Genomic DNA, 13,315 nt, shown 5'->3' with positions numbered 1-13,315 from the left:
CCCGAACGCAGAGTGCTATTGTCCTCCCACAAGTTCCCCGGGGAGACAACATGGAACGCCGCAAGGTCTACGAACTGCTCGAAGCGCCCGCTGCGCTCGACTACGAAATCTACCTCCAGACTGAACGCCTGCTGACCTGCCAGAAACCGTTCGACGATCTGGCCAATGCCGACGAACTCCAGTTCCAGATCGTCCATCAGGTCGAGGAACTCTGGATGAAGCTGATGGCCTATTCGATCGTGGCGGTGGACGAACACCTTCGCGACAAGCAGGCCTTCCGGGTCATCACCCTGCTGACGCGCTGCCACCGGATCCTGCGCATGATGATCGACCAGCTCGATCTGCTGGAAACGATGTCACCCAAGGAATACCAGCAGATCCGGCTGCAACTCGGCAACGGCAGCGGCCAGGAATCGCCCGGATTCCGCGTACTTCTCCGCATCATTCCCGATCTCTGGCAGACCTTCGACGCGGCCTACGTCACCGGCGCCGGACGCACCGTGCGCGATATCTACGACCATGACTATGCCCACGACGAAGCCTATGCCGTGGCCGAAGCCCTGATCGAGCTGGACGAACTCTTCGGCAAGTTCCGCTGGCATCACCTGTTCCTGATCCACCGCTCGATCGGCATGGGTTCGGCTTCGCTCAAGGGGCGTTCGGTCGATCTGCTGCAAGCCGGCGCCAAGCATCGCTTTTTCCCGGCGCTTTGGGATGTGCGCGTGGAAATGACCGACGAATGGGGCCATGACTATGGCCGAGTCCGCGACAGCATTGCGGAAAAGGCGAGCCACTGACCGATGATCGACTTGTTCCACGTTCCCGAAAGCGGCCCCTATCTCCTGAGCCATTCGGTGGGATGCCTCCCCCGCTCGGCGCGCGCTGCGCTGGAGGAAGGCTATCTGGCGCCATGGCAGGACACCGGCGGTGCCGCCTGGGGACCGTGGCTCGACACGATCGAGCGTTTCCGCAGCGCAGTCAGCGGACTGATCGGCGCGGAGATATCGGAAATCGCACCGCAGCAGAGCGTCTCCGCCGCCCTGTTCTCGCTGCTTTCCGGCCTGCGCCCTGCAAAAGGACGCAACCGGATAGTGATGTCGGAGCAGGCCTTTCCCACCGTCGGCTATGTCGCGCAGGGTCTGGAGCGGCTGGGCTTCGAGACCGTGCTGATGCCCGCCGCGCAGTCCCCCGGCGATGCAGCCACCTGGGAACGCCACATCGATGACAGGGTAGCGGCCGTCGTCGCCATGCACGTCCATTCCAACACCGGCATCACCTCCCCCATCGCGGAAATCGCCGCCCTCGCCCGGCATCACAGCGCGCTTTCCATCGTCGATGTCGCGCAATCGGTGGGCATCCTGCCGGTCTTGCCCCGAGATTGGGGCGTGGACGCCGTGATCGGATCGAGCGTGAAATGGCTCTGCGGCGGTCCGGGCGCCGCATGGCTCTGGCTGCGCAGCGAAGTGACGGCGGCGATCGAGCCGCTCGACCTCGGCTGGTTCGGCCACGAGGATCCTTTCGAGTTCGATATCCGCAGCTTCCGCCACGCCGCCGACGCCAGCCGTTTCCAGGGCGGCAGCCCATCCATCGCCCCCTTCGCGCTGGCTGCTGCAGGGATAGAGACCCTGCGCGCGATCGGACAGGACACGGTGCTGCGTCATAACCGCACCTGCATCGCCGCCTTCGAGGAGGCGGTGAACCGCCCGATCGACATGCACGGCCGAGGCGGCACGCTCTGCCTGCTGTTCGACGATGTCGAAACGCTGCGGCAGACGCTTGCACCCGGCGATTTCCGATACGACGTGCGCGGACAATGCCTGCGCGCCTCCTTCCATGCCTGGAACACCGTGGAGGAAGCGCGGCAACTTGGGCAGGCGATCGCCGAAGCCCAATTGGACTTTCGTCTCGCGGAACAACGGGTAGTTGCCCGATCGGTTTAAAACGATTTCATATCCGCGCCTGTCGAAATCATGCAGTACACGTATCGACAAGCGAGCGGGGATCGTGATCATCGGCGCCAGCGGATCGACCGATTCAGCGCGCCTCGCAACATCCGGCCTCAGGGGCCAAGGAGTACCGATGACTTCCCCGATCACCCGTTTCCCGCGCAAATCGCTGCGCGTGCTCACCTTTGGCGCGCTGATCTCCGCATCGGCGATGGCCCTTGCCGCCGCGCCTGCACCGAAGTTCGATGTCGCCCGCGTCTCGAACGACATCAAGACGCTATCCAGCGATGCTTTCGAAGGTCGCGGCCCAGCAACGCCCGGCGAGAAGAAGACCATCGACTATATCGCCGCGCAGATGAAGGCCGCCGGTCTCCAGCCCGCCGGTGAGAAGGGCTCCTGGTTCCAGAACGTGCCGCTGCGCATGTCCAGCATCGTCGGCACCCCCACCGTGGCCATGACCATCGGCGGCACCGCGACGCCGCTTTCGCAGGGTGAGCAGATCGCGGTTCGCGCCGCGGAAACCGGCCAGTCCTCCGTCGATTTCAAGGACCTGCCGCTGGTCTTCGTCGGCTACGGCGTCAAGGCACCGGAACGCGGTTGGGACGATTTCAAGGGCGTCGATCTCAAGGGCAAGATCATGGTCGTGCTCGTCAACGATCCCGATTTCGAGGGTGGCGGCGTTGAAAACGGCGGCGGCGATTTCGGCGGCAAGCTCATGACCTATTACGGCCGCTGGACCTACAAGTACGAAGAAGCCGCGCGCCAGGGTGCTGCCGGCGTGCTGGTAGTCCACGAGAGCGAACCGGCCTCCTACGGCTGGGCGACCGTCAAGAACTCGAACACCAACACGATGTTCGACATCGTGCGCGCCGATCCCAAGGCGGCCCACACGCAGATGGAAGGCTGGATCCAGAAGGACCTTGCCGCCCAGCTGCTCAAGGCCTCGGGCGTGGATTTCGAAACCGCCAAGGCGGCTGCGCGCAAGAAGGATTTCCAGCCCATCCCGCTCAAGGCGACGATGAGCGCGAACTACGCCGTGAAGTCGGACATCATCACCTCGTACAATGTCGCAGGCCTCGTGCGCGGCTCGAAGTACCCGGACGAAACGGTGATCTATTCGGCACACTGGGATCACCTCGGCGTCGGCCTGCCCGATGCCAAGGGCGATCGCATCTACAACGGCGCGCGCGACAATGCTTCCGGGACTGCCGCCCTGCTCGAACTGGCACGCGCCTTCGCCAAGACGAAGCCCGAGCGTTCGGTGCTGTTCCTGGCGGTGACGGCCGAGGAAAAGGGCCTGCTCGGCTCCGAATACTACGCCGACAATCCGCTGCGCCCGCTGGCGACCACCGCCGGTGTCATCAACATGGATGGTCCGCTCTCGATCGAGAAGACCACCAACTTCAGCATTTCCGGCGCGGCCAAGCTGGACCTGCTGACGATGCTGACCGAGGAAGGCGGAAAGCTCGGTCGCCACTTCACGCCGGACGCGCGGCCGGAAGCGGGCAGCTTCTACCGATCGGACCATTTCCCCATGGCCAAGCGCGGCGTTCCGGCGATCTCGTTCAACCCCGGCCGCGAGCTGGTGAACGGCGGCGATGCGCGCGGCAAGGAACTGTCCGACGCCTATACGCGCGACAAGTACCACCAGCCTGCGGATGAATACGATCCCAACTGGAATACCTCCGGCTGGGACAGCGACTTCACGCTGCTCTACAGCGTCGGCAATCGCCTTGCGAACGGCCGCGATTGGCCCAACTGGTCGCAGGACAGCGAATTCCGCGCCGCTCGCGACGCCAGCGCGGCTTCACGCAAGTAAACGATCGCGGGATGCCCCGGCACCGATGCTCAGGTGCCGGGGCATCCCGTTTTCGGAGATCGGTCGACACCGTCCGAAATCGGGAAAAAGGACCAAACCGGTCGTCTTGGCAAACTGCGAAGCACAATGACGACCCGGCCCGTTTTCTTCGAAAAGAATGAATAACTTCGCGCAGGAATCCCACATTCCTGGCGAAATAAGGCCGCTGCCTTCAGCAATCGATGTCTTTCGAAATGCGGCATGTTTAACACCGCAATGACTTTATTTTCACTTGTCCCGAACCGTCCTCTACGGCAGCAAATAGTGGCGACGAAAAAAGAACCTCGCGCACTTCGACACCCGCCCTCGGGTCGCACTTCGTACGGGAGCCTGAAACGCCACACCCCCGGCATGAAGCTCCGAAAAAATGGCCCGAAGGCCAAAAAGACCTTCGGGCCAAGTAATGGGGCTGCTCTGTTACGAGCCGCCTTCGGGTCGCGCAATTTATGTACGCCACAAGAAGTCGAAGACGTGTGATTGGGATCACACCTGACAGGAATTGGCGACAGGATTTGGCACTGGCTTCTTCCCCTACCCGGCAAGAATCGGCTAAGCGGGGCTCAGTCGTGCGGTGAAGGACCGTTTCGGCTGAGGGGCAGCCATTGGATTTCGAAGCTCAGATCGAGGCAATAAGAGCGATCTTTCGATGCGATCGGCCTGCTGCCGAGGCGCTTGCGCGCGTGCTCATCCCCCAGCGCCTCTCATCGAAGGACATTCTGGCCCGGCAGGGAGAGCCTTCGCACAATTGCTGGCTCGTTATCGACGGCGCCCTCAGGGTCGAGACATATGGCCTGGAAGGGCAGCGCCAGCAGGTGGCGCAACATGGGCCGGGCGAGTTCTTCGGCGCCTATCCCGCTGCCAGCGTCCATCGCGCCGAGATCAGCGCCCTGCTAGACTGTCAGTTGCTCTGCGCCGAAGCCACGAAAATCGCCGAACTCGTCGCCGGAAATGTCCAGATCGCCGCCGGAATGGCGCGCTTGCTGGCGAGGCAGCTCGACCGCGCGCTCGATCGCATGGTAACGCGCATGACCTATAGCGCTGCCGGGCGCGTCTATGCCGAACTGATCGCGCTTGCCGACGGCCGCGACACCATTGCCCCGCCGCCGCGCGTGACCACCCTGGCCCTGGGCGCGAACACGACGCGCGAAACCGCGTCGCGCGCGATTGCCGCGCTGATCCGGCGGGGAATCATCAGCCGCGACGACGATCGCCTGACCATCCACGCGCCGCGCATGCTTGCCGAAATGATCTGCTGACAGTTCAGACTGCGGACGACGGGCAGAACAGGCCGATAGGGACATCCCCCAGGGCCGTCACGATCTCTCCCGCCGACTCGAAACGATATTCCGGGGCCAGAAGATCGAGCGCCGCGATCTGCGGCCAGGTCGCGCAGATACTGCCCTGCGGGGCCGCGCGCGCCAGAAGGATCGCCAGTTCGCCCGTCACTTCGAGGCTTTCGCCATTCGGCACGGCGCGCTGGTCGAGACCCAATTGCAATTCGGGCGAGCCGCGCAGCAAGGCAAGCGCGCAGTCCATCGCCGTCACGAGGTCGGCAAAGGCCAGAACTGTCGCGCCTTCCAGATGGCTTTCCTCCACTGCGCCGTGGTCGTAGTTCGCGGGAAGCGGACCGCAGGATGCCACGATGGCCAAGTTGGAGGCCGGGTCCAGTCCCGCCCCCCTTGCCGGAAGCGAATGGTCGAGCACCACTTCATGAACCGGCAGATGCTGCGCGCGCCATTCCTGTTCAGCCGGCCCCGGCTCGTCGATGCCCCGTGACACATGGAGAGCCGTGGCCCGTGTCGCGAGACTGCGCGCATGCCGCAAGGCCAGCCCCATGGCGACGCGCGATCCGTTCAGGATGGCAGCTTGCGAAAGGCCCGCATTGCCCTCCAGCGCTTCGACGAAATCCGCCTCGTCGAGCAGGCGGTCGAACCGCGCGCACCAACCCTCGCCATAAGGCGCAACTGATACTTCCCGGAAGCGCGAGATCGAGGTCGGCAGGACAATATGAAGCCGCATGCCCCGTGCCAGAGCCATTTCGGCCACGACGATATCGGCGCCGGCCGCCAGAGCGCCGAATACCGCTCCGGGCAGGATTTCCCCGAAGGCACTCTCGAGCCTGGCCCGCACTTCGGCCTCGTCTTCGGGAATTCCGATAATACCCTGAAAATAGAGGCTCTGCGGTGGTTGCAAGTGATCGAACAGGTCTGGCGAACGGCCCAACCGTTCCAGTATCCGACGGAACTGCCGCAGCGTTACCGCATGGTCCTCCCAAGCCTCGGGCGCGGCGCGCATCGCCTTTTCCAGCGCCTCACGGCTCTCATCCGTTTCATCGAGCAGGAGCAGCGCTTCGGCCTCGGTCGCGCCAAGCCAGTAGGCCGTTTCCTGCTCATGCTCACCGCTGCGCAAGATAGCCAGGATCCCCCGGGCGATGGCCTGCGCCTCGTCCGGCCGGTAGTTGAGAAATGCGATGGTGGCGGCATTTATCAGCGGATAGGTCGCAGGGCGGTCGCCCGCCGCCGTAAGATAGGCCGCCTGCGCCTGCTCCAGCAGTTCCGTTCGCTCTGTCCCTTCGCTGCGCAGCCCGCGATCCTTGAGCAGCCTGCCCTTGAGGCAGAGCGCTTCCGGGGCCGTGGAATCCGGCAGCCCGGACGTCTCGAACATGCGCCAGGCCCGCAGGGTGTCGCCCGCGCGCGCAATCTGCCTAATTCTGGCAAGAGCAGGAAGAGTCACGCAGGCACCCTTTGGAGAAGTTCAGCTTCAGAAACGACCTGGAGGCGGGTTCTTGATATCGGGATCGATGGTGATGCCGATCCATTTCGGTGCGCGGCGGGTGCCCTGGAGCAGATCGACATTGATATTGAACGGATGCCGGGTTCCCAGTTTGCCACCGTAATTGAACCGCGCCTGGAAACGAACAACCTTGTAGCGATCGAGTTCCTTGTCGTATTTGTCGTATTCAAGGCCGCCATAGTAGGACGAGAGCGCTTCCTTGGTGGTGATGGCGTCCCATTCCTTCGAGAAATAGAGCTGATCGCCGACCAGTTCGATCTCCACCTTGCTGTTGCAAGTGATGGGAATGTACTGCAAACTAGGATCTCCCACCACCTCGTAGCGGAGCGAGATCTTGCGCTTGACGACCTCCAGGGTAACCTGGAACTTCACGATCTCGGCATCGTCCGAAAGACCGAGATCGAATGACGGCGAGAGGCCGTACTGGGTATAGTTGAGCGTGGACATAAGTTCCCCTTAATTCTCGAACGGCGCGGCCAACCGGGTCTCCCACAGCCGCCAGTCATTGTTCTGCGGATCGGATGCGATGAGACGCGCGACATCCTGCCGCGCCTCTTCCCGCAACTGCTCCGCACGCCCCTTCTCTCCGAGACTATAGAGCAATTCCGCATTCGAATAGCGTGCCAGCATCCAGTCCTGCTGGTACGTGGCGTTCTTGGGATCCTGATTGACCAGGCGCTGGACGATCGCCGCCTGCCGGGTCCGCTCCTGAAGCGCCTCGACGTCGCGGCCCTGCACGAGCAGGGCATCGGCCATCCAGGCATGGCGGTTGGCGATGTCGGAATCCAGGCTCCGGTCATCGGGCTCCATCCCGGCGACTTTCTCCATGGTCTTCAGCGCATTGCCGCATTCGGCGAGCTGATCCACCGGGCCTTTCCGCTCGACCGCGATCGTACAGATATTGCCCTGCGCATAGCCGAGTTCCCGCCAGTAAGCCTGGTTTCCGGGGACGAGGCGGACGAGATGCTCCGCCAGCGCGCGATAGGCAATGAAACGGGGCAGCGCCTTGTCATAGCGCTTCTCCCTGAAATCGACGTAGCCAAGCCAGAATTCGCTCTGGGCATGCGCGAAAATGCGTGAGGGATCGCGCGGATCGGCGGCCAGCAGAGTGCCGGTCACGCGGTGGGCCTCGGCAAACTTGGCCACGGCGCCCTCATAGTCGCCGCGCTTGTGATCGTCCTCGCCCATGGCATGAAGGATACGGGCGCGGCGCTCCAGCGAGTCGGCGGGAAGTTCCTTCAGGTCGGGCTGATCGGCGTAGTAGTCCAGCGCCCGCTCATTGACCGATTGCAGCACATCGAGGCGACCGACGCCTTCCAGCCTCTGTCTGAGGTCCGTCAACATGAACTCGATCAATCCTTCGGCCTGCCGTCTCTGGTGCTCAGCTTCCATCTGCGCGCGCAGCGCAAAGATCAGCATCAGGGCCATGGATAGCGTAAGCAGGACCGTAAGGAGCGTGATGGCAATCACACGGCGCAACTGGCGCTGCGCATCGCGCTGGATGATCTGGTCGAGCGCGATGCCGGTCAGCCCGGCTACGATCTTCAGGCGGGCGAGCTTCGGGCCGTCGTGGTCGGCGCGAAAATCGGCAGCGATCGGTTCGTGAAGCACCCCGTTCGCATCGGGTCCGACCAGCGACACCGGAAAGCTCTCCTCCGGCTCGCCCTCCAGCAAGGCGGCGATGACCGGCCGGTCGGGATGGAAGCTGCGGAACAGCTCGATCTCGGCATCCACCCAGCGCGAGTTCCTGGCCGCCGGCGAACACAGCACCAGCAGGACATCCGACCGGGACAGCGCCTGCCGCACTTCCTGGTCGAGACTGGAGGCAGCGGCAAGTTCGGCGCGGTCCCGGAAGATCGGCGTCAGGCGGCGTGGCACGGCACCTAGCCGCGTGGTGGTGCCGACGAGGCGCGCGGGAATGCGATAGGCTTCGAGCCAGCGGTGCAGCTTGCCGGCAAAACGCTCGTCGGCATGGCTATAGCTGAGGAACGCGCGGTAGCTGCGCGTTTCCCCGATATCCTCGATGTCCTGTTCCGCCGTCATCGGCGACAAACGACCATCTGCCACGCCCCTGAACGCCTCGTCTCGACTGTGATAGCGGCGCGCGCCCGTTCCGTCGCCCCCGCAAGCCCCACCGTATTTTCCCTAACAGATGCGCTATCCAGCGCAACCTGCGAAAAGAACAGCGAATTCCGGCGCGATGCCCGCAAATTTCCCCGAGGCACACCCCTGGTCAGAGAGCGGTTTGACTTCGAAGGCCCAAGCAGTGATCCTGCATAGAGGAGATGCGATGAGTCGGAACGGCACCAGCCCAGAGCTGCGCCACATCGATGTGGTTCTCGACGCGGTACGCTCGCCCAGCAGTGCGGGCGTTTCGGCGGTGACGGCCTCGTGGTGCCGGTCGCTGCTGCACCACGGCCTGGATCCCGGAACCGGATCGAAGCGCGCCCGCGTGGATCTCACCACTCTCGGCCATCGGCGCAGCGAGCATGCCGCCCTCCTCGCCGTCGCCGGGCCGGTCATGGACCAGATGTTCCGCTCGGTCGGGAAATCGGGCTGCGGCGTGGTGCTCAGCGATCCTACCGGCATCGTGCTGGACCGGAGAGTGGGAGACGGCGACACCGCTGAATTCGACGCGGTCGGCCTTGTCGAAGGCGGTCGCTGGGGAGAGGCGGAGGAAGGCACCAACGGCATCGGTACCTGCCTTTTCGAGGATCAGCCGGTCGTCATCCACCGCGACCAGCACTTCGCCAGCCGCAATGTCGGCATCAGTTGCATGGATGCCCCGCTTCACGATCCCTTCGGGCGGCTGGCGGGCGCTCTCGACGTATCGAGCTACCGGCAGGATCACGGCGCGGCGATGGCGGAACTGGTCTCGGCCCTCGTCCGCGATGCGGCGCGGCGGATCGAGCGCGACTATTTCTGCCAGCACTTCGCCGGATCGCGCATCGTCTTCCTTGCCGACGATCCGGTCCACGGCACCGCTCTGCTCGCGACCGACCGCGACGATCTCGTCATCGGCGCCAGCCGGGGCGCGCGCACGCGCCTGCGGCTTACCGATGCCCTGCTCGCCCGGCCCCGCCCGCTCGATCAGGTGCTGGGCGCGGACTCTCCCGGCCCCTCTTTCGAGGACAGCGACCGCAGCGTGCTGCGCCAGGCGCTGGCGCAAGCGGGCGGCAATGCCAGCGAGGCCGCGCGCATTCTCGGCGTCGGCCGCGCAACGCTCTACCGCCGCATGACCAAGGCAGGGCTTTCGCGTTAGTCCTCCCCCGCCGGGGGAGGAAAACTGTCTCGCCGGTGAGACAGCAGGGTACAACCAGTCCTTGCCCCCGGCTTTCGCAATCCATTCCATTGCGCAACACTCATCCTCGACGAGACGCCATGAGGCGCCGCAAGAGAGGATAGACTTCCGTGGACGCACCTGTTCAGGACCGGGCCGCACTTAAGGCCCCCTTCGCCGCCCGCTACGACAATTTCATCGGCGGCCGCTGGGCCGCGCCGAAGGCCGGGCGCTATTTCGACAACATCTCACCGATCACCGGACAAGTGGTCGGCCAGATCGCCCGCTCGGATGCTTCCGACATCGAAGCCGCGCTGGACGCCGCCCATGCCGCCAAGGATGGCTGGGGCAAGACTCCGGTAGCCGAGCGCGCCCGCGTGCTGAACCTCATTGCCGATCGCATGGAGGAAAACCTAGAACGCCTTGCCACGGCCGAAACCTGGGACAACGGCAAGCCGATCCGCGAGACTATGGCCGCCGACGTGCCGCTCGCGATCGATCACTTCCGCTACTATGCGGGCGTGATCCGGGGCCAGGAAGGCTCGATCAGCGAGATCGACAACGATACCGTCGCCTATCACTTCCACGAACCGCTCGGGGTCGTCGGACAGATCATTCCCTGGAACTTCCCGCTGCTGATGGCGGCCTGGAAGCTCGCCCCGGCGCTGGCGGCAGGCAACTGCGTGGTGCTCAAGCCCGCCGAGCAGACCCCGGCCTCGATCATGGTCTGGGCCGAGATCGTCGGCGACCTGCTGCCCGCAGGCGTGCTCAACATCGTCAACGGCTTCGGCCTGGAAGCGGGCAAGCCGCTCGCCTCGTCCAGCCGCATCGCCAAGATCGCCTTTACCGGCGAGACGACGACCGGGCGCCTCATCATGCAATATGCCAGCGAGAACCTGATCCCGGTCACGCTGGAGCTTGGCGGCAAGTCGCCCAACATCTTCTTCGCGGACGTGGCCGAAAAGGACGATGAATTCTTCGACAAGGCGATCGAGGGCTTCGTGATGTTCGCGCTCAACCAGGGCGAAGTCTGTACTTGCCCCAGCCGCGCGCTGATCCAGGAAAGCATCTACGATCGCTTCATGGAACGCGCGCTCCAGCGCGTCGCTGCCATCGTGCAGGGCAATCCGCTCGATCCGGCCACGATGATCGGCGCGCAGGCCTCATCCGAACAGCGCGAGAAGATCCTTTCCTACTTCGACATCGGCCGCCAGGAAGGTGCCGAGATCCTGATCGGCGGCGAAGCGGCGGAACTCGAAGGCGAACTCTCGGGTGGCTATTATGTCAAGCCGACGGTGTTCAAGGGCCATAACAGGATGCGGATCTTCCAGGAGGAGATCTTCGGCCCGGTCGTTTCCGTCACCACCTTCAAGGATGCCGAAGAGGCCCTCGAAATCGCCAACGACACGCTTTACGGTCTCGGTGCCGGGGTGTGGAGCCGCGATGCCAATACCTGCTACCGCTTCGGCCGCGAGATCAAGGCCGGGCGCGTCTGGACCAATTGCTACCATGCCTATCCGGCCCATGCGGCTTTCGGCGGATACAAACAGTCCGGCATCGGGCGCGAAACCCACAAGATGATGCTCGATCATTATCAGCAAACAAAGAATATGCTCGTAAGTTACAGCCCCCGCAAGCTCGGTTTCTTCTGAGCTTGATCCCCCGGCGCGCTCCGCTACGCTCTCTCCCGAAAGCGGAGCGCGCCCCCTATTCTTGACGAATACCATTTTCCCACAGGAGTGTTGTAATGGCCAAGACCATGAAGGCTGCCGTCGTGCGTGAATTCGGAAAGCCCCTGACCATCGACGAAGTCCCGGTTCCCGAAGTGGGGCCCGGCCAGATCCAGGTGGCGATCCAGGCCTCCGGCGTCTGCCACACCGACCTTCACGCGGCGGAAGGCGACTGGCCGGTCAAGCCCAACCCGCCTTTCATTCCGGGCCATGAGGGCGTCGGCTTCGTCAGCCAGGTCGGCGCGGGCGTCAAGCATGTGAAGGAAGGCGACCGGGTGGGCGTGCCGTGGCTCTACACCGCCTGCGGCCACTGCGTGCATTGCCTGGGCGGCTGGGAAACGCTGTGCGAGGAGCAGCTAAACACCGGCTATTCGATCAACGGCGGCTTTGCGGACTATGTGATTGCCGACCCGAACTACGTCGGCCATCTCCCCGGCAATATCAGCTTCACGGAGATCGCGCCCGTGCTCTGCGCCGGGGTGACGGTCTACAAGGGGCTGAAGATGACCGACACCAAGCCCGGTGACTATGTGGCGATCAGCGGCATCGGCGGCCTCGGCCACATGGCGGTGCAATATGCCGTGGCCATGGGCCTCAACGTTGCGGCCATCGACATCGACGACACCAAGCTCGACCTCGCCCGCAGGCTGGGCGCGACGATCACCGTCAATGCCCGCAACGAGGATCCGGCCACGATCATCAAGCGCGAGACCGGCGGCGGCGTGAACGGCGTGCTGGTGACGGCGGTGAGCGAAAAGGCCTTCGAACAGGCCATCGGCGTTACCGCGCGCGGCGGCACCGTGGCGCTCAACGGCCTGCCTCCGGGCGACTTTCCGCTCAACATCTTCGGCATGGTACTGAACGGCATCACCGTGCGCGGCTCCATCGTCGGCACCAGGCTGGACTTGCAGGAATCGATCGATTTCGCAGCGCAAGGCAAGGTCAAGGCGACCGTGGAGACGGCAAGGATCGAGGATATCAACACGATCTTCGACCGCATGCACAAGGGCCAGATCGAAGGCCGCGTCGTCCTCGACATGGCAAGCTAAGAAGGGTCAACGACGTGGCACCGGTCCCCATCCTCCAGCACGAAGCCGGTGCCACGCATTTGCAGGGAGACCGCCGGGGTGTCGCATGAGGTAGAACGGGTCGCCGCCACCCCGGCGGCACTTGCCCTGATCGCGGAGCTGACCGCCGAATATGGCCCGGTCCTGTTCCATCAGTCCGGCGGCTGCTGCGACGGCTCCTCACCGATGTGCTATCCGCGCGGCGAGTTTCGCATCGGCGATGGCGATATCCTGCTCGGCGAAGTGGGCGGTGCGCCGGTTTATATCGGCCGCGCCCAGGGTGAAGCCTGGGCCCATACCCAGCTTATCCTCGACGTCGTTCCCGGCCGGGGCGGCATGTTCAGCCTCGACAACGGCCGCGAACGCCGGTTCCTGACACGCGGCCGTGTCTTCAGCGAGGACGAATTGCGGCACTTGGGAGACGCTTCGGGGATGCCCTGAAGCCCCTCTATCTGCCGCGAGGTCCCGTCGGGCCAAAACAACGTCATCCTGAACTCGTTTCAGGATCCATTGCTGGGCCTTCTCCCACGGTAGCGGAGGGGCGCGGCAATGGCGGCTTGCCAATCGGACGGCGGGGCAGGCGGCGTGATGGATCCTGAAACGAGTTCAGGATGACGAGCCTTGTAACCGGAAGGTTTGCG

General features: G+C 64.0%; 11 protein-coding genes. 8 read left to right on the top strand and 3 right to left on the bottom strand.

What is annotated here, in order from left to right; genetic code table 11:
• The first annotated feature begins 50 nt into the window (after positions 1-50).
• The 4 genes from NTCA1_RS07095 (at position 51) to NTCA1_RS07080 (ending at position 5,060) form a co-directional block, all read left to right on the top strand.
• Entirely contained in the window at positions 51-797 is a 747-nt protein-coding gene (locus NTCA1_RS07095; protein ID WP_159829633.1) for a tryptophan 2,3-dioxygenase family protein, read from the top strand.
• Positions 798-800: 3 nt separating this feature from the next.
• On the top strand, positions 801-1,940 hold the full coding sequence (locus NTCA1_RS07090) for an aminotransferase class V-fold PLP-dependent enzyme (protein ID WP_159829631.1): 1,140 nt from the start codon (positions 801-803) through the stop codon (positions 1,938-1,940).
• Between the two features lie 139 nt (positions 1,941-2,079).
• On the top strand, positions 2,080-3,765 hold the full coding sequence (locus tag NTCA1_RS07085) for a M28 family metallopeptidase (RefSeq protein WP_159829629.1): 1,686 nt from the start codon (positions 2,080-2,082) through the stop codon (positions 3,763-3,765).
• Between the two features lie 641 nt (positions 3,766-4,406).
• Positions 4,407-5,060, top strand: a complete 654-nt coding sequence (locus NTCA1_RS07080; RefSeq protein ID WP_086493176.1) for a Crp/Fnr family transcriptional regulator — start codon at positions 4,407-4,409, stop codon at positions 5,058-5,060.
• 4 nt (positions 5,061-5,064) lie between these two features.
• On the opposite strand, the gene NTCA1_RS07075 is transcribed toward NTCA1_RS07080, so the two are convergent.
• From NTCA1_RS07075 to NTCA1_RS07065, 3 genes are read right to left on the bottom strand one after another with little or no spacing between them, the layout of a single operon-like run.
• On the bottom strand, positions 5,065-6,537 hold the full coding sequence (locus NTCA1_RS07075; protein WP_159829627.1) for a TRAFs-binding domain-containing protein: 1,473 nt from the start codon (positions 6,535-6,537) through the stop codon (positions 5,065-5,067).
• A 27-nt stretch (positions 6,538-6,564) separates the two neighbouring features.
• Positions 6,565-7,044 carry a nucleotide synthetase gene (locus NTCA1_RS07070; protein WP_086493174.1) on the bottom strand — a complete coding sequence of 160 codons (480 nt, stop codon included), beginning with the start codon at positions 7,042-7,044 and terminating at the stop codon, positions 6,565-6,567.
• Positions 7,045-7,053: 9 nt separating this feature from the next.
• Positions 7,054-8,664: a toll/interleukin-1 receptor domain-containing protein gene (locus tag NTCA1_RS07065; protein ID WP_236549149.1), complete on the bottom strand. Its 1,611-nt coding sequence runs from the start codon at positions 8,662-8,664 to the stop codon at positions 7,054-7,056.
• Positions 8,665-8,887: 223 nt separating this feature from the next.
• Between NTCA1_RS07065 and NTCA1_RS07060 the strand changes: the two genes are divergently transcribed.
• The 4 genes from NTCA1_RS07060 to NTCA1_RS07045 all read left to right on the top strand — a co-directional run bounded on the left by NTCA1_RS07060 (position 8,888) and on the right by NTCA1_RS07045 (position 13,115).
• Positions 8,888-9,859, top strand: coding sequence for a GAF domain-containing protein (locus NTCA1_RS07060; RefSeq protein WP_159829625.1), 972 nt, complete (start codon positions 8,888-8,890; stop codon positions 9,857-9,859).
• 149 nt (positions 9,860-10,008) lie between these two features.
• On the top strand, positions 10,009-11,529 hold the full coding sequence (gene adh, locus NTCA1_RS07055; RefSeq protein ID WP_159829623.1) for an aldehyde dehydrogenase: 1,521 nt from the start codon (positions 10,009-10,011) through the stop codon (positions 11,527-11,529).
• 95 nt (positions 11,530-11,624) lie between these two features.
• Positions 11,625-12,656, top strand: coding sequence for an alcohol dehydrogenase AdhP (gene adhP, locus NTCA1_RS07050; protein WP_159829621.1), 1,032 nt, complete (start codon positions 11,625-11,627; stop codon positions 12,654-12,656).
• 78 nt (positions 12,657-12,734) lie between these two features.
• Complete coding sequence (locus NTCA1_RS07045; protein WP_159829619.1) at positions 12,735-13,115, top strand: DUF779 domain-containing protein; 381 nt, start codon at positions 12,735-12,737, stop codon at positions 13,113-13,115.
• Positions 13,116-13,315 lie beyond the last annotated feature (200 nt).

The sequence above is a fragment of the Novosphingobium sp. TCA1 genome, from assembly GCF_009811895.1.
GTDB classification, from domain to species: Bacteria; Pseudomonadota; Alphaproteobacteria; order Sphingomonadales; family Sphingomonadaceae; genus Novosphingobium; species Novosphingobium panipatense_A.
Note: the sequence above shows the minus strand (reverse complement) of the source record. Positions and strands in the feature narration are given on the sequence as shown.